Origin of the sequence: Paenibacillus sp. FSL W8-0186 (genome assembly GCF_037969765.1) — a bacterium.
GTDB classification, from domain to species: domain Bacteria; phylum Bacillota; class Bacilli; order Paenibacillales; family Paenibacillaceae; genus Fontibacillus; species Fontibacillus woosongensis.
This window is the reverse complement of record NZ_CP150207.1, coordinates 3,971,981-3,988,958: the sequence shown is the minus strand read 5'-3', so window position 1 is coordinate 3,988,958 and position 16,978 is coordinate 3,971,981. Positions and strand designations below refer to the sequence as shown.

The 16,978-nt window shown below is 48.8% G+C and carries 16 protein-coding genes; 12 read left to right on the top strand and 4 right to left on the bottom strand.

Annotated elements, in window-relative coordinates; translation table 11 throughout:
- From MKX50_RS17930 to MKX50_RS17915, 4 genes are all read left to right on the top strand, one after another.
- Positions 1–1,098 (top strand): response regulator, encoded by a 1,098-nt coding sequence (locus MKX50_RS17930; RefSeq protein WP_339157494.1) that lies wholly within the window; start codon positions 1–3, stop codon positions 1,096–1,098.
- A 149-nt stretch (positions 1,099–1,247) separates the two neighbouring features.
- Positions 1,248–2,567: an extracellular solute-binding protein gene (locus MKX50_RS17925; RefSeq protein WP_339157493.1), complete on the top strand. Its 1,320-nt coding sequence runs from the start codon at positions 1,248–1,250 to the stop codon at positions 2,565–2,567.
- Between the two features lie 83 nt (positions 2,568–2,650).
- Complete coding sequence (locus MKX50_RS17920; RefSeq protein WP_155610611.1) at positions 2,651–3,526, top strand: sugar ABC transporter permease; 876 nt, start codon at positions 2,651–2,653, stop codon at positions 3,524–3,526.
- Between the two features lie 26 nt (positions 3,527–3,552).
- A complete protein-coding gene (locus MKX50_RS17915; protein WP_019636935.1) occupies positions 3,553–4,380 on the top strand; it encodes a carbohydrate ABC transporter permease in 828 nt (275 codons plus the stop codon).
- A 60-nt stretch (positions 4,381–4,440) separates the two neighbouring features.
- On the opposite strand, the gene MKX50_RS17910 is transcribed toward MKX50_RS17915, so the two are convergent.
- Positions 4,441–4,734, bottom strand: coding sequence for a hypothetical protein (locus MKX50_RS17910; RefSeq protein WP_213589841.1), 294 nt, complete (start codon positions 4,732–4,734; stop codon positions 4,441–4,443).
- A 237-nt stretch (positions 4,735–4,971) separates the two neighbouring features.
- Between MKX50_RS17910 and MKX50_RS17905 the strand changes: the two genes are divergently transcribed.
- From MKX50_RS17905 to MKX50_RS17880, 6 genes are all read left to right on the top strand, one after another.
- On the top strand, positions 4,972–6,777 hold the full coding sequence (locus tag MKX50_RS17905) for a sensor histidine kinase (RefSeq protein ID WP_339157492.1): 1,806 nt from the start codon (positions 4,972–4,974) through the stop codon (positions 6,775–6,777).
- Positions 6,774–8,261, top strand: coding sequence for a response regulator (locus MKX50_RS17900; RefSeq protein WP_339157491.1), 1,488 nt, complete (start codon positions 6,774–6,776; stop codon positions 8,259–8,261). The genes MKX50_RS17905 and MKX50_RS17900 overlap by 4 nt, the downstream gene beginning before the upstream one ends.
- Before the next feature lie 208 nt (positions 8,262–8,469).
- Positions 8,470–9,804, top strand: coding sequence for an extracellular solute-binding protein (locus tag MKX50_RS17895; protein WP_339157490.1), 1,335 nt, complete (start codon positions 8,470–8,472; stop codon positions 9,802–9,804).
- 74 nt (positions 9,805–9,878) lie between these two features.
- Positions 9,879–10,742 (top strand): sugar ABC transporter permease, encoded by an 864-nt coding sequence (locus tag MKX50_RS17890; RefSeq protein ID WP_213589848.1) that lies wholly within the window; start codon positions 9,879–9,881, stop codon positions 10,740–10,742.
- A complete protein-coding gene (locus MKX50_RS17885; RefSeq protein ID WP_339157489.1) occupies positions 10,742–11,569 on the top strand; it encodes a carbohydrate ABC transporter permease in 828 nt (275 codons plus the stop codon). Before MKX50_RS17890 ends, MKX50_RS17885 begins: the two co-directional genes overlap by 1 nt.
- Before the next feature lie 67 nt (positions 11,570–11,636).
- Positions 11,637–14,330, top strand: a complete 2,694-nt coding sequence (locus MKX50_RS17880; protein WP_339157488.1) for a glycoside hydrolase family 78 protein — start codon at positions 11,637–11,639, stop codon at positions 14,328–14,330.
- Between the two features lie 89 nt (positions 14,331–14,419).
- On the opposite strand, the gene MKX50_RS17875 is transcribed toward MKX50_RS17880, so the two are convergent.
- From MKX50_RS17875 to MKX50_RS17865, 3 genes are all read right to left on the bottom strand, one after another.
- Positions 14,420–14,746, bottom strand: a complete 327-nt coding sequence (locus MKX50_RS17875; protein ID WP_339157487.1) for a hypothetical protein — start codon at positions 14,744–14,746, stop codon at positions 14,420–14,422.
- A gap of 4 nt (positions 14,747–14,750) precedes the next feature.
- Positions 14,751–15,344 carry an ImmA/IrrE family metallo-endopeptidase gene (locus tag MKX50_RS17870; protein WP_339157486.1) on the bottom strand — a complete coding sequence of 198 codons (594 nt, stop codon included), beginning with the start codon at positions 15,342–15,344 and terminating at the stop codon, positions 14,751–14,753.
- A gap of 111 nt (positions 15,345–15,455) precedes the next feature.
- A complete protein-coding gene (locus MKX50_RS17865; protein ID WP_213589858.1) occupies positions 15,456–15,809 on the bottom strand; it encodes a helix-turn-helix transcriptional regulator in 354 nt (117 codons plus the stop codon).
- A gap of 323 nt (positions 15,810–16,132) precedes the next feature.
- Between MKX50_RS17865 and MKX50_RS17860 the strand changes: the two genes are divergently transcribed.
- Both MKX50_RS17860 and MKX50_RS17855 read left to right on the top strand, forming a co-directional pair.
- Positions 16,133–16,630: an ArpU family phage packaging/lysis transcriptional regulator gene (locus tag MKX50_RS17860; RefSeq protein ID WP_339157485.1), complete on the top strand. Its 498-nt coding sequence runs from the start codon at positions 16,133–16,135 to the stop codon at positions 16,628–16,630.
- Entirely contained in the window at positions 16,617–16,814 is a 198-nt protein-coding gene (locus tag MKX50_RS17855) for a hypothetical protein (protein ID WP_339157484.1), read from the top strand. Before MKX50_RS17860 ends, MKX50_RS17855 begins: the two co-directional genes overlap by 14 nt.
- Positions 16,815–16,978: the final 164 nt, after the last annotated feature.

Sequence of the window (16,978 nt, the reverse complement as noted above, 5' to 3'; positions counted from 1 at the left end):
ATGATTGTTGATGATGAACCATTATTCAGAGACTACATGCGAAGCAAACTGGACTGGGCTAGCCACGGATTTCATATTTGCTGCGAGGCGGCTAATGGAAGAGAAGCGCTGGAGGAAGCCAGGGAGAATCGACCGGATCTCGCATTCATTGACATATCCATGCCGTTTATCGACGGGCTGGAATTGACGGAACTGCTAAAGCAGACACAGCCTGATATTTCCGTCGTATTTGTGACAGGGCACAGTGAATTTGATTATGCGAGGCAGGCGGTTCGGCTCGGGGCACAGGATTATTTGCTTAAACCGTTCAATAAGGTTGAATTTTCAACAACGCTTCAGCGGGTAAAACGTACGTTGGATGAACGCTCCCGGCCTTCTTTTCAGGAGCAAATCCCCCCTCAGAAAGCGGAAAACCTTGGAGTTCTCCCATTTGATGTTCAGGAGACGCTGATTTTGACGCTCAGGATGAGGGAGATGGATGCCGTCCACGAAGAGCTGAGCCGAATCTGGCAGGTGATTCGCAAGATGGATATTTCCATTTCGAGCGCTAGGGGACAGAGCTATCTGGAGGCCTTCATCCACCTTTGTCGTGCTTATATCATAGAGTCCGAGCTGAACCCGGAAGAAGTGTGGGGAACGGACAGCACGCTAGAGCAGCAGCGGCAAGCGCTGCCATCCTGGGAAGAGGCCCTGGGATGGATCGCCGAGCTGTTCAGCAGAGCGGTTAACTATAGGGAATCTTTTAGGCCTTCGAAATCGTATCAATTATTTACGGCTGCCAAAGCATATATCCAACAAAACTATTCAGATTCAGAATTGACTGTTGAAGGTGTGGCACAAGCCCTATATGTCGATGCCAGTTATTTGCGCAAAGTGTTTAGGAAGGAAGCTAGCATTTCAGTCGTAGATTATATCACCTACATTCGCATGAAGGAAGCGAAGGAGATCCTGCTAACCAGGCCCATGAAGCTGTCGGCCGTGGCAGAAAAGGTAGGATATAATGACCCGAATTATTTCTCCAAATGCTTTAAAAAAAGATTCGGTCTAACCCCTTCCGAATTCGAGCAGCTCCATGCAAATAAGGCGAATCCTGAGTAGATTCGTCTTTTTTGTCCTGTTTATTCCTTATGATGCTCGATTATTGCATTAATCAAAATGATGAACAATTTTATAATAAACATACACCTTGAAAGCGTTGCCAGCAGAAGGTGAACAGCACGTTTAATCCAGAAAAGAGGGGTAACAGCATGAAAAAAGTTTGGTTCAAGTCTTTAACAGCTCTAGTCACCATCGCCATGTTATCTTTGTTGCTAGCTGCTTGTTCAGGGGGGGATTCGAGTCAGGGTTCGACAGGCTCAAGCGGTAATTCAGGAGAAGAGAAGGTTAAGCTAAAGGTGTATGCTCAGCATTTTGACGACGACACCTCCAAACCGTTTGACTACGCGGTAGAAGAACTGAAGAAGGAAATGCCGAATGTTGAAATCGTGCTGGATCCTGCGGTACAGGATGGATACCAGAAGCTAAAAACCTATGCCGCTACCGGGAATATGCCGGATATATTCGAAACAGACTGGGTAACTTTGCAAACGTTTGCCAAATCTAAAAACGTTCTTTTATTAGATGAATTTGAAGAAACGACAGCTTTTAAGAATAAATTGAATCCTGGGGTTGAAGGAAGGTTAATTGCACCAGACGGTCATGTTTATGCTTTTCCATTTACCGGCATCGAATTCCAGATCCTCTATTACAACAAAGAAATATTTGAAGAGGCGGGTATTGAAGTTCCGATCAAGACCGTGGATCAGTTAGCAGAGGCGGCCAAAAAGCTGAAGGAAAAAGGGTATGTTCCGCTATCTATTTTTGCTAAAGAGAAGTGGATCCCTACAGCGCTTTATCAAGGCTTTGTTACGCGCGAGGAAGCCATGGGCTACGGCAAGCTGGATGAAGCCGGTGTCACTGAACTGCCCGAGTCCTTCATCACTGCAGCTCATCAACTGAGAACATTGCAAGAAGCTGGGCTGTTTGATGTAAACGCTACAAATACGAACTATGATCAGGCTTCTTCCTTGTTCTACACGGGTAAGGCAGCAATGTTCGTAAACGGACAATGGGAAATTTACAGCTCTCAAGAAAAGCTTGGCGATAAAGTGGACTGGATGTACTGGCCCGCAAAGGATGAAGAAACCTATGAAAAAACAAAATATGCAGTCAACGGTTCTCCATCCCCTGGCGGTTTTGCCGTATCTCAATCGACGAAAGATCCGGAGCTGACGGTGAAGGTAGCCAGCTTTCTAGCTCAAAAGGCTGCCGAGTATAAATACGCTCAGCTTGGCAGTCCGATCGTATCCGTAAAAGTGGATAAAGAAATCACGGCGGAAATCTCGCCGATGATGCAGCGCATTGCCGATGAAATACTTCCAAATGCTACCGATTATGCGGTCGCCCTGAACAATGTTTCGATCAAGAATGTACTGGATGACAATACGCAAAGTATGCTGATCGACGGCTTCTCCACGGAGCAGTTTATTAAAAATCTAAATTCCGTATTGGCTAAAGAGAACAAGTAAGACATAGAGACCCGGGCCGTCCCCCTTGATGCATGTGTTCAATCAGGGGGGGATTGCTTCCAGGAAAGGAGTGGGGCTACACCATGGATAGATATTTAAGCAACAAGAAGGCAATCCTGATTTTTCTGCTTCCGGCATTGCTAGCCTATACTGTCGTTCTCATTTCACCGGTGCTGCAAACAATGTATCGCAGCTTTTTTGAATGGGACGGATTAGGTACGGCTGTGTTTAATGGTCTCGATAATTATAAGGAAATGTTCCAGGATCCTCTTCTCATGACATCTTTGCGAAATGGCTTTATTTTTTCCGTTGTCCTGGTCGTTTTTCAAATTGGCCTCGGAACGATTCTAGCGCTGGCTTGTGCCGATCCGCGAGTCAAGTTTAGAAAATTGCTGAAAACGGCTTATTTTGTGCCGGTGATTTTGTCTGTGACGGTAGTATGCCAGCTTTGGATTGCAATGTACGATCCGACGAATGGCCTGATCAATAAGCTTTTTCAGATCATGGGAATCTCCTATCAGCAAAACTGGCTGACTTCGCCGACGGTATCGATTGTTGCCATTGCTTTTGTTAACGCCTGGCAGTTCATGGGCTATCAATTCAGCCTCCTGTATGCAGGAGTGAAATCGATCCCCGAGCAATACTATGAAGCGGCAACCATCGACGGCTGCAGCAAATGGATGGCTCACCGTAAAGTAACGCTCCCTTTGATGAAAGAAACCTTTAAGTTCTGCTTTATCATTGCGATCACATCAGGAATCGGCGCTTTTGTACAAATGCTTATTATGACGAATGGCGGACCAGGCACGAGCAATTATACTTTAACCTTCATGATTTACCGGTATGCCTTCCTGGAGAATAAGTATGGCTATGCCTCAGCCATATCTGTATTATTGGTCGCCATTTCACTAGTAGCGACGATGATTATCAACAAGGTGTTTGATCGTAAAGATGATTAACATGCATCTTAGAAGGAGAGATCGTTATGCAACGGGTTAAATCATTCCTCATCCAGGTTCCTTTATGGCTGTATTTCATTATTTCTGTTTATCCGCTGTTTTGGATGATTTCCTATTCGCTCAAGGACAACAATGAAATATTCGTTACCAATCCATTTGGGCTGCCGACCCAATTTCGATATGAAAACTACATTAACGCTTGGACTCAATTTAATCTTCCGCAGTATTTTATGAACAGTGTGGTCGTTTCTACGGTGGCAACGTTATTTATCGTCATTTTAGCGTTAATGTTCTCGTTCGCTATCGCCCGGCTGCGCTGGAGGTTTCGGGAAGCGGTCCGGCTCTATATGCTGGTTGGCATGTTCATGCCATTGCAGGTCATTATGATCCCTCTTGCTATTCTCGTAAAGGACTTTCACTTGGCGAATACGTATGGAGCGCTCATTATTCCTTATATCGTGATTGGATTGCCATTTTCATCGCTTATTTTCTATGGGTTTATGCGCGATATTCCTTCCGAGATTGAAGAAGCGGCATGTATGGACGGAGCGAGTGTCTATCGTCTGTTCACTAAAATTATAGTACCCGTAGTTGTTCCGGCAATCGCGACGGTGGTCATATTTCAATTCTTGAACAATTGGAATGAGTTCATGCTGGCGAACATACTTATTTCCGATGAATCGATGAAAACACTACCCCTGGGACTATTGTTCTTTCAAGGTCAATATAGCACCGACTGGGGCGGAATGGGGGCAGTGATGACGATTGCCAGCCTTCCGATGGTGATTATCTATTTGTTCTTCAGTGAACAGGTTGAAAGGGCGATGACCATGGGCTCTGCGGTAAAAGGATAATAGGCACGGCTGAATTAAAGGCCTGAACCCGGAAGAATACCGGGGGCAGGCCTTTGATGCCTAACGGCCTATTTTCGCTTTTATATCAAGCTGTCTAGCATGCATCAGGTGACTGCTGCTTTCCACACGAATGTTCCGTTTGTGGAAATGTCCGAAACCCTGCTCCGCCAAGTAAGCAGCCAAATTCCCCGCGCCAGGCGAGACGGGGCCCGGCTGGCAGTGATCATACAACACTTCTGCTCTGCGGGTATCCTCCGCATCAAGATAGATTTTACGGCCTGTCATCACGTTGCTTAGTATAGAGACGTCTCTGCGCTTCGTGAAGACGACCTCCGGCTTAAATTTGAAATACATCGCCTGCCCCCCCCTATTTATAGATAACTCTCAAAATATATTATAAATGGAAAAAATATTATTTTAGAATGACTATAGTGTCTATTTTGTTAAATATAGTAAAAATATGGATAAATGATCGTTTTGAAAACCAGGTTGTTATAAAAATGCTCAAGGTTATAATAAGATGCAAATGACATGTATTCTATCGGACATCGAGGAAAAGAGATGATACCCTTGAGAACCTGGCGCACTCTGATGCTGCAAACGAAAATTCTGATCGCTTTTATTCTCGTTCTATTTGTCGTGATCGGTTTAACCTGCCTCATTTTCTACTATGGAAATATGAGAGATACGAAGACGCATACCTACTCGATGTTAAATACGCTCAGCGGGCAGTATAGCAAAACCGTCGATTTTTTTATGGATGACATTGAGAAAATCTCTCTATCGATCTTCAGCGACCCCGCCATACAGGGTATTCTGGCCAATCATGCCCAAATCAGTCCTAAGGAAGGCTTGAAGGTAAGGAACGAGCTCTTTGCCTTGCTCTTCAACTATGCCCATCCCCGTCCGGAAATTGCGGGAATCCGCCTATTAACGACGGATCATATTTCCTATCATTACGAGGCAGGATCAACCGTAAATGCCGAAGTATTTCAGGAAGAGCTTTGGCAGACCCGGCTGGATGCGATGTCCAAAAGCGGTTATTTGCTGCTCCCGCCGACCTCCTCCAATGAAGAAGGCTACAGGGAGAAGAACCTTTCCCTTGTGCGCCATATCTACCGGATTCCCAGGAGGGATAAAATTGGCTCACTCAAGATTGATATCAACGCCCATGAAATGGGACGCTTGCTCGTATACTCTGGCTCCGACCCGCTTGGCGAGCAAATGCGTGTATTCATCGTCACGGATGAAGGCGCTGTCATATACGACAATGAGGATGCCTATACGGGACAGCGCGTTGCAGCCTTCGCTCATGCGCTAAGCACGGACGAGAGGAAGTATTCCGGGGAAATCGATTGGCTGGATAAGAAGTATTTGTACACTTCCGAGAAATCCGATTACACCGGCTGGAACATTCTGATTCTGCTGTCTAACGATTTCCTGGTCGCCAAACAACAGGAGGCACAGATCATCCTTGTCATTGTCGGGCTTATTGCAGCCGTACTTGCATCCATAGTCGCCTACCTGATTGCCCGTCATGTGACCAAGCCTTTAAGGGAGCTGATTACCGAGATGAACCGGGTCGAACGGGGCGATTTAAGTGGAAGGATGGATATTAAAAACAGGGGCGAGCTCGGAGTGCTAAGCCGCGTGTATAATAACATGCTCAACAGTATATCGCGCCTAATCACGGAGGTATACGAATCCAAGCTTGCTGAGAACGATGCCAGGCTATCCGCGCTGCAAGCGCAGATCAATCCGCATTTTCTTTACAATACGCTGAATATTATGAAGTCCATCAGCCGCTTAAAGGGCGTTGAAGAGGTGGCGGAAATGTCCGAATCGCTGGCTGACTTATTCAAATACACCATGAAGAATTTGCAGCTTCCCGTTTCGCTTCGGCAGGAGCTGGAGCATGTGGCTAATTATATGAACATTCAGAAGCATCGCTTTGGCGACCGGTTTGCGTTAAGGATGGAAGTCTCTGAGGAACTGATGAACGCCTCCGTCCTCAAGCTCACGATACAGCCGCTAGTAGAGAACGCAATCATCCATGGCTTCAGCCGGAAGAAAGCGGATGCTATTATAAATATCAAGGTATGCACGGAAGGGGAACTGCTGCTGATCTCGGTCAGTGACAACGGATTGGGCATGGAGGAGCAAGCGCTCAAAAAGCTGGAGCAGCGCCTTGCCGAGTACAGTAAACGCAGTAAGCATGATGTTCAGGAGGATGGCGAAGGGATTGGACTCAGCAACATCCATCAGCGCATTCAATTGCTGTACGGTGAAGGGTACGGCGTAAAGATTGCGGGCTCACAGGGAGCAGGAACAACGGTGACGTTGATTTTTCCTTACAAGGCTTTTACACCAATGCTGGCAGAGGAGACGAGGCAATGAACATCTTTTTAGTGGAGGATGAGCGCTGGGCGCTTGCAGAGCTAGTGGAGTTGTTTAAGGCATATGAGCCGCGGCACCGGGTTTACAGCTATGACAATGGGGATGACGCGCTTGAAGCGGCGGTGAGAATCAGGCCGGAGCTGGTCGTCACGGATATCACAATGCCGGGCATTAGCGGTTTGGAATTAGTCGAAAGACTTGCTGAATTGGATTCAACGATCAGGGCGGTCATTTTGAGTGTGCACGATCAATTCTCTTATGCCCAACAAGGATTGAAGCTTGGCGTTATCGATTATTTGCTGAAGCCCGTCAAAAAAGAGGCGCTTTACGACACGATCGATCATGCCATCGAGCGCATTCAAAGCGATATGAAGTTAAGGAGCGCCAAGAATAAATGGCTTCTGTCGCAAATGCTGCTCCATTCGGAGCCTGTCGATTCTCCGCTTTTTGATGAGATCTACGAGCAGCCCTATTTCATAGCTCTGGCTATGGCAGAGCAAGGCTTGGCCAATATGCCGCCTGCTGCAGAAGAAGGGCTTCGTGAATTCGCAAATCATGCAGCCGGCAGCGGCTACATGGTGGAGCTGGACACACAGCGAAAGATACTGCTTCTCCCTTTCAACGACCAGGGGCAGATCAAGCGGTATGAAGCTGAATTGCACGAATGGTTCCTGGAAGCCAAGCAGGATGGGCCCATACATGTCGGCTGGGGCCTGAAGCAGGCGAAGGCCTCTCTACATGCCGTTTACAGAGGATTGGACGAAAGAGTGGAAACGAACCGGAGATTTGCCCAATCTACTTGGATTGGCCGGAATGAAGCGGTCTCCGAGGTGAATCTCAGCGATCTGTGGGACGATATCAGGGTGCTGGAAGCCTTCATTAAGAAAGGCCAGATGACCAAAATTAAAGAAACCGTCGCCACGGTGGTCGACAAGATTGCCAACAAGCGGGTGGCCCGGCACCAGCTGATGATTTTCCTGAATGACATGGCCTACTCGCTTCGATATAAATTGCAGCAGGGGGCGATGGATTGGCGGCAGACGGATCCTGAAGTGCAAGGGAATTTCGAGGGAGTAGCGACATACGAGGAGCTCGGCTGTCATTTGGAGCATTTCGCATTAAGCATCTGTGCCCAGACGGTCACGCCGGATACGCTGCCTAAGGAGTTGATCCCCGTGCTCCTGAAATGGATCCATCAGAATTATCACCAGAACATTTTTTTGCAGCAGTTTGCTAGCGAACATCATGTCAGTCTGGGATATCTGTCGCGGCTGTTCAAAGCCCAGACCGGGCAGTCCTTCTCGGAATATTTGGCAGGCTACCGGATGGAGAAAGCGAAGGAATTTTTGGCTGGCGGAATTGAACGGATTCAGGATGTCTGCCAGATGGTCGGTTACGAGGACGTCAAATATTTCAGCCATCTGTTTAAACGAATTGTGGGCATTACGCCGACAGAATATCAGAAGAAGCTGCAAGCTCAATAAAGCCGGGCATCTGTTTGCCTGGCTTTTGGCTTAAAGGAAAATCTCTCCCCCCAAATACGAAAAATCCCCCGCTGTGCTCCGTTCATTTTAAAATTAAACTATATATGTAAGCGTTTAACGGACGCTTCGCTTAAGGGAACCCGGGCCCTTTTGGCGGTAATGGAATGCAAATAAAATGGGGGCACATGTCCAAAAGGAGGATTCATTTATGACGTTCAGAAGAAAAGCAACCTGGTTAAGTCTGACGCTGGCTTTGCTGCTGATTGTATTGTCCGCTTGCGGCAAAGGCGGGAACATTGCCGGAACTTCCGGCAATGAATCTGCGAAGGAGACTGCGGATACCGAGAAAACGACGCTCACACTGCTTATCGACAACCAGACCGCGATTGACGGCATTCAGGCGGTGGCCGATGAAATCAAACGGGAATTGAACATCGAGACCAAAATCGAACTCCGCCCTGGCGGTACAGAGGGAGATAACGTCGTAAAGACGCGCCTGGCGACAAGCGATATGGCGGATTTAATGTTCTACAACTCGGGTTCCCTGTTTAAAGCCTTGAATCCGCAGGAGTATTTTGTGGATCTGACGAACGAACCGTTTATGGACAATGTGCTGGATTCCTTTAAAGATACAGTCTCGGTAGATGGCAAGGTATACGGCATTCCAGGCGGATCAACAGTGGGCGGGGCCTGGCTGTATAACAAGAAAATTTATAGTGAGCTGGGGCTGTCGGTGCCAAAGACGTGGGATGAGTTGCTGGCGAACAACGACAAAATTAAAGAAGCCGGATACACCCCGGTCATCGGCTCCTTTAGCGATTCTTGGACCTCCCAGCTTGTCGTGCTGGCTGATTATTATAACGTGCATTCCCTGGCTCCGAATTTTGCGGAGGATTATACCTATAACAAAGCGAAATATGCCACGACTCCAGAGGCGCTGCGCAGCTTCGAGAAGCTGCAGTCGCTTCGCGACAAGAAGCATTTCAATGATGACGCTACGGCAACGAAGCTGGAGGATGCGCTAGCCATGCTGGCCGAGGGCAAAGCGGCCCATTATCCGATTCTGACTTTAGTATTGACGAATATTAATGCGAATTACCCTGAAATGATGGATGATATCGGCGCGTTCGCCCAGCCGAGTGATGCGGCCGATGTCAACGGCTTGACGATTTGGATGCCGGGCGGTATTTATGCAAATAAAGAGGGCTCTAATATAGACGCTGCCAAGAAGTGGCTGGAGTTCTTCGTCTCTCCTGAAGGCGTTAAAGCTTACTTGACGGCTATGAAACCGGAAGGGCCGATGCCGATCAAGGGTGTGGAGCTGCCTGATGATACTTACGCTGCCGTAAAAGAAATGCTGCCTTATTTCGAGTCCGGCAATACGGCTCCGGCGCTGGAATTCTACTCTCCCATCAAAGGGCCTTCCCTGGAGCAGATTACCGTTGAAGTAGCAACGGGAATATCCTCCGCGGCGGAAGGCGCGGCCAAATATGACAGTGACGTCGAGAAGCAGGCACTCCAACTCGGTCTTGAAGGCTGGTAACGGCTATTTGGTAACAATTGGCCCTGCGGCGGCGGCTGCGGGGCCGGCAATTCCGAGGAAGGAGTGAAGCCTGAATGAAATCAACGAAATCTTTGTACAGCTATGGATTTTTGCTTCCCGCGGGCATCATCTTCTTTATTTTTTTCCTGCTGCCGACGATGGTGTCCTTCTTCTTCAGTATGACGCGCTGGACGCTCACGGACTGGGAATTCATCGGCCTTGATAATTTCATCATGTTCTTCAAGGAGTCTTCGCTGAATATCGGATTTCGCAATACGTTCATTTACGCCGTGATGACTAGCGGGACGAAGGTAGTGCTCGGCCTGCTGCTGGCGGTGCTGTTGACCTCTAGCATCAGATCGAAGGATTTTCTGAGATCGGTCGTTTTTTTTCCAACTTTGATCAGTACGATTGCGGTCGGGATTACATTTAGCTACTTGATGCATCCGTCCCGCGGCTTGATTAATACGGCATTGGCGGCGCTTGGCATTCAGGGGCCGAACTGGCTTGGCGACCCGGCGCTCGCGATTTATTCGGTCGGACTCGTGGATATTTGGAAAGGTGTCGGTTTTGCTACCGTCATCTATATTGCGGGCATGATGTCCATTCCGGCCGATTATTACGAGGCGGTCGATATCGACGGCGGGAATGCCTTTCGTAAATTTTGGCATATTACGCTGCCGCTAATCCGGCCGGCAATGAATTCCGTCATTATCTTATCGTTTATCGGCGGACTGCGGACATTCGATTTAGTCTGGACCATGACCAAGGGGGGACCCGGCTTCAGTTCTGACCTGATCGCATCGATCATATACAAGCAATATCAAGGCGGATTTTACGGATTATCCACGGCAGGCAACGTCATTTTATTCGTGATCGTCGCCGTACTGGCCTTCCCGCTCTACAGATTTCTGACGAAAAGGGAGGTCGATCTGTAATGCGCAAATCCGGAAAAATCATAGCGGAGCTCTTCGCTATTTTGCTAACAGTGATTTTGTTCATTATTCCGTTTTATTTCATTCTGATCAATTCCTTTAAGAACAGCAGGGAAGCTTCCAAGATGAATCTGCAATGGCCGAACGCATTCCAAATCCTTGAAAACTACCGCGAAGTGATTCAGGCCCAGGACTATATGCTGATTCGCGCTTTTTTCAACAGCGCATTCATTACGGTCGCTTCGATCATCATTCTAGTTTTCGTCTGCGCGATGGCGGGGTTTATTATGCAGCGCAGGAAGAGCAAGCCGCTGACCATCGTTCATTTTCTATTCCTGGCCGGACTCATGATCCCGCCGGCAGTTGTGCCAACGATTTGGGTCTTGAACGGGATCGGCATGTTCAAAACGATGGCCGGGCTCATCCTGATCGAGGTTGCAATCAATATCCCGTTTGCGATCATATTGTATTCCGGCTTTGTGGCTACCATTCCACGGGAAATCGATGAAGCGGCGCTCGTTGACGGCGCAGGGAGCCTCAATTTTTTCTTCCGTATGATTTTGCCGCTGCTTAAACCGGTCACGTCCACGATTATAGTGCTGACTTCGGTCAACGTCTTTAATGATTTTGTCAACCCGCTGTATTTCCTGCCGGGTGCGGAGAACGCAACGGCACAGCTGACTCTGTACAACTTCATGAGCCTGTACAACACGTCATACAATCTCCTGTTTGCCGATGTCGTTCTGTTGACCGTTCCGCCCCTGATCTTGTTTCTCATTTTTAATAAACGGATCGTAGCGGGAATGACGGCTGGCGCGGTGAAAGGGTAATCAAGTTATAAATAGGGGGAATCCCCCAACATAAATGCGATAAAACTTATCCATGAGGAGGATGGCTATGTTTAAGATCACGGACGTCAGGTGTGAATATAAGGTCAATCCGATCGGTCTGGGTATACCGCATCCACGGATTAGCTGGAAGCTGGAATCGGATCAGCGGGGAGCAAGGCAGCTGGCTTATCAAATCGTCGTATCGGCAGATGAGCCGGGGAACGAGGTGCTCTGGGATTCCGGCAAAGTCATGTCGGACGCATCGATCCAGATCGAGCTGGACAGCATGGCATGCGAGTCCGGCAAACGTTATTATTACCGCGTTCGAGCCTGGAATGAGCAGGAGGAGTCCACCGATTGGTCGGACATGGCTTATTGGGAGATGGGGCTGTTATCTCCGCAGGAATGGAAGGGGGAGTGGATTCAAGCTCCAGGCGTCATTGCAGGGTTTGGCGCCGAGCAATGCCCTATGCTGCGCAGAAGCTTCCGGATCGAAGGCAAGGTGAAATCGGCGCGGATTTATGCGACGGCGCTGGGACTGTATGAATTGAAGCTGAATGGCCGGAAAGTGGGCGACAGCTACTTTAATCCGGGCTGGACGAGTTATCAAGAACGGCTGCAATATCAAACCTATGACGTTACGAACCTGCTGCAAACCGGAGAGAACGTCATTGGAGCATTCTTAGGAACAGGATGGTACAAAGGCCATCTCGCTTGGGAAGGACTGCATTCCATTTACGGTGACCAGTTGGCATTGCTGCTGCAAATGCATATTGAGCTGGAAAATGGAGAGCAGCTGACGATTGTGTCCGACGGCGAGTGGAAGGCAGCGGGCAGTCCGATCCTGATGTCGGAAATCTATCATGGAGAAACTTATGATGCCAGGCTGGAGCAGCCGGGCTGGACGGAAGCCGGCTTCCATGATCAGGGCGGATGGCATCAGGTGCAGATTCTAGCTCACTCCAAAGACATTCTCGTTGCTCAGGAGAGCGACCCTGTACGCATCGTTAATGAGCTTAAGCCGGTGGAACTTATGAAGACGCCTAAAGGCGAACTTGTCATCGATATGGGGCAGAACATGGTCGGCTGGGTGCGCTTCGAGGTAGAGGGCGAAGCCGGGAAGGAAGTTATGCTGCAGCATGCTGAGGTACTCGACCGCGAGGGCAATTTCTACATCGGCAATTTGCGTAAAGCGAAGCAAACAGTACGTTATATTATGAAGGGAAATGGCGTTGAAGCCTATGAACCCCATTTTACATTCCAGGGCTTCCGTTATGTGAAGCTGACCGGTTTTGACGAAAGCAAGGTACGGCTTGAGCAATTCAAGGGGATGGTATTGCATTCCGACATGGAGCGGACGGGCTACTTCGAATGTTCGGACCCGCTCATAAACCAGCTGCAGCATAACATCGAGTGGGGTCTCAAAGGCAATTTCCTGGACGTCCCTACCGATTGTCCGCAGCGCGATGAACGGCTCGGCTGGACGGGGGATGCGCAAATGTTCATCCGAACAGCGGCATATTTGCACGGTACCGCGGACTTTTTTACGAAATGGCTCCGCGACCTAGCTGTGGATCAGCTCGATAACGGCGGCGTGCCATTTGTCATTCCGAACGTGCTCGGCAAGAAAGGCGGCGAGGAGTTCAAGGATCAGCACAGCTCGGCGGCTTGGGGAGACGCAGCGGTCATTAACCCATGGACGATCTATTTAGTTTATGGGGACAAACGTCTCTTGTCCGAGCAGTACGACAGCATGAAAGCCTGGGTGGAGTATATCCGCAGCCAGGGCGAGAACGAATTTCTGTGGAATACCGGCTTCCATTTCGGGGATTGGCTGGCGCTGGATGCGAAGGAAGACAGTTATGTCGGCGCCACCGACCGCGATTATATCGCTACGGCCTTCTATGCGTACTCGGTATCCTTAGTGTTGAAGGCGGCAGAAGTATTGAACAAGGCGGACGACGCTGTGAAATATGCGGAGTTGTATCGCAATGTGCGGAAGGCGTTCCAGGATGAATTCGTTACCCCGTCGGGAAGGCTGGCTGTAGGTACGCAGACCGCGCAGGTGCTGGCTCTAATGTTCGGGCTTGTAGAGGGCCCGGCGAAGGAACGTGCTACCCAGAAGCTGATAGAGCTGCTGGAGGAGAGCGACTATCATTTGACGACCGGCTTTGTCGGCACGCCGTATTTGAACTTCGTACTAAGCGACAACGGCTATAATGATATCGCATATAAGCTGTTGTTCCAGCAGGACTATCCTTCCTGGCTATACCAGATTACGAAGGGCGCTACGACAATCTGGGAGCACTGGGACGGCATCAAAGAGGATGGTACCTTCTGGAGCGATGATATGAACTCCTTCAATCATTATGCTTACGGGGCGATCGGCGATTGGCTGTATCGGGTCGTGGCGGGTATCGATCTGGATGAGACGGTTCCGGCCTACAAGCGGATTGTAATTAAACCGCAGCCGGGTGAGGGCCTGCATTGGGCGGATGGCAGCTTGGAGAGCATGTACGGCATGATCCGCAGCGCATGGCATAAGCTCGATGATGATAAGCTTCGCCTTGATGTTACAGTGCCGGTCAACACTACGGCCGAAATTCTTCTGCCTGCGGCGTCCAGCGAGACCCAGGTTACGGAAAACGGAAAACCGCTGGGCGAAACGGAAGGCATCGAGAAGATCGAAGCAGCAGAGCAGGGAATCTGGGTTACCGTGGGCTCCGGGTCATATAGGTTTGAAATGGATCAGGTTAAATAAGAAAGGGCGATTATTGACCCTTCTAGAATGTATTGCTAAGGGGCTCCGGTGAACCGGAGCTCTTTAGCAGCTTTGTTATGAAAGTCTGTTCAGTAATACCTGTCCAATTGAAGGATTTCCTCGACGTCATCCATTTGGACAATGAGCAGTTCAAATGTCTCTCCGTGGCGCCCGTAGATTTGCGGGAGCAAAATACCAAGGAGGCTGTCGTCATCTGCCTGGTTCACCAGATCGTCCATTAACACGGACACGCCTCGTTCATCGCCGTAATCCTCGGCCTCCAGCGGCTCGAGGGGAGAGGGCAGGGATATGTATAATGTCTTCGTCCAGTCCAGCTCGCCCGGCTCACACTTGATCACAAGCTGCAAAGGCCTATAAGCTTCGTTATAGAAATCGCAAAATGCTCTTATCCGCATATCTTCACCCCTTCTCCCAAAGCTGCTTCTCCAGCTGGGAAAGAATCCGCTGTGTTTCTGGCGACCATTTGACCACGTTCTCCTTCTGTCTCCTTTCAGCCTCCTGGGCCGCTGCCATCAAGCTGCCGTGCAGGACGCGCCGCTGAATTTGATCGAGCCGCTGCTCGGCCAGCTCAAGCGGAATATGGAATACTTCAGCGATGAAAGGGATGGCTTCGCTCCGCTGATCCGGAATGGGCAATTTCTCGAACATGTAGAAAGGGACGGCTGCATACAGCACAAATTGATCCGCCTCCGCTTCCTGGGCATCCTTGAATAGGCTGGGCATGACGCGTTGATCACCTGCATGCCTCAGGACATGGCACAATTCATGGAAGAAAATGACCCGGGCCATCACATCATGGGTATGTTTATTCAGGAATATGACCCGTTCCTCGTTATCCGAAAAAGAGGGGCAGTCTGCATATATGAGTTCTATGTCAAAAGCTTCCGCAATCCGCTCGATATCATGCTGCTCGGCATCAAGCAGGCCGCTGCTTCGATATTTTGCGTTAATCCAATGCTCCAGATGGGTCTCTTGATAATAACAAAATAACATGGAGATCACCTCTTATGGGAATGTATGTTCGGTATGAGGGTGCAAATAAAGGTCCTGGTTAAGGACCCGAATGAGAATAAATGAGATTGCAGGGCATTGCCTTCATTATAGTTAATTATTGGATTGGTTGTCCAGAAGCTTTTTCTTCTGCTCGCGGTAAGCCTTCAATGCGGCCTCCATCATAGCGATTTCATCCGCCGTGTAAGCTTCCGGTCCGCCGTAAAAGGACATGCTCGCCTGCATTTCCTCCGTTGGCGAAGGATCGGAAGTACGCCCCAGCAAATAATCCCCGTTGGTGTCCAGGGCATCGACAATCCTTCTTAACGATTCGGGGTCTGGCTTCCGGTCGTTCGTCTCATATCTCGACAACTGAACAGTCGTTAAGCCTGCTCTAGATGCGAGGTCTTTTTGGGTTAAGTTTTTCAGTTCTCGAAGATGTTTGATCCGATCGCCCAGTGTATGCATAGACACTCCCTCTTTTGTTTGAACTCTGCTAATAACTCACCATTACCATAATGGCATAGAAATATTTGAATGAAATGAATGATGTAAGATGTTGACATTACCAAAATGGTAATATATAATCGGGTTATCATTACCGAATCGGTAATTTGGTGAATGAATTAAAACGTTCTATATGTATTTTACCTTGATTGAAGGGGCAAATCAACACTTTTAACGTAATTTGTTTAAGAAAACAAGGGCTGTTGCTTTGTAAGTGTACAGTGTTTATGTTGCCGTATTGGCAATGAAAACGCTGAATAATGAATTTCATGGAGGGATTTACAATGAGCAAGCGACAAATGAATTCATTTACGATTTTTCATAGTTTGCCGGTGGATGAGGCCGCAACCCGGGCAGCGGTCATCGGGTTTCTTGAAGAAGTGCGGCAGTATCGGCAGATTGGCTATATTCGCGAACTGGCGAGTGTAACGCACAGCTATTCACAGAGATATCACGGGGCTACACATGCCATTCACAAGCCGACCGAGCAGGTCGCGCTGCGCAATATCGACCGGGAGGCTGAGCTGCGGAGAAAATCGGAGCTGCTGGATCAGGCCATGGGCGGGCTTACCGTTATGCAGCGTGAAGTCATTGAACGCAGTTATTTGGCGGGCGAGCGCGAATACGACTTTATCAGCTGCGGGGAAATGGGCATTAGCGACCGGACGTATCGGCGCATCAAAGCCAGCGCGCTCAAGCTGCTCGCCATAGCTATGAAACTTGAAGTCCTTGTGGAACCAGAGGAGAGGACAGCAACCTTATCTGTGCATGGAGTCGGCTGATGCCGGCTTTTTTATTTATAATAGGAAATCCTTCCAAATTATGAAGTTGTCTGTTAAAGGGAAGGAACCGATTACTGGTGTATCTTTTGCCACAGCATACGCAACTGGATACGCAGCACTTCTAATTCAAAGTTTCCGAGAAGAAGCACAAGAATATAGCTATGAGGTTATAAAAAAAACCTAAAGCAATATCTAGAAACAGAAATGTAATTTTCATAAATGTTACTTCAGAAGCTAAGTCCATGTAAAGACCGGGTTCAGACGCTGTTCGATGGGCTGTCCGCCAGATGTCCGGTTTATGACCAGGGGATGTCCGTGCGCTGTACTTTAGACGTGTTAAATTTGTAT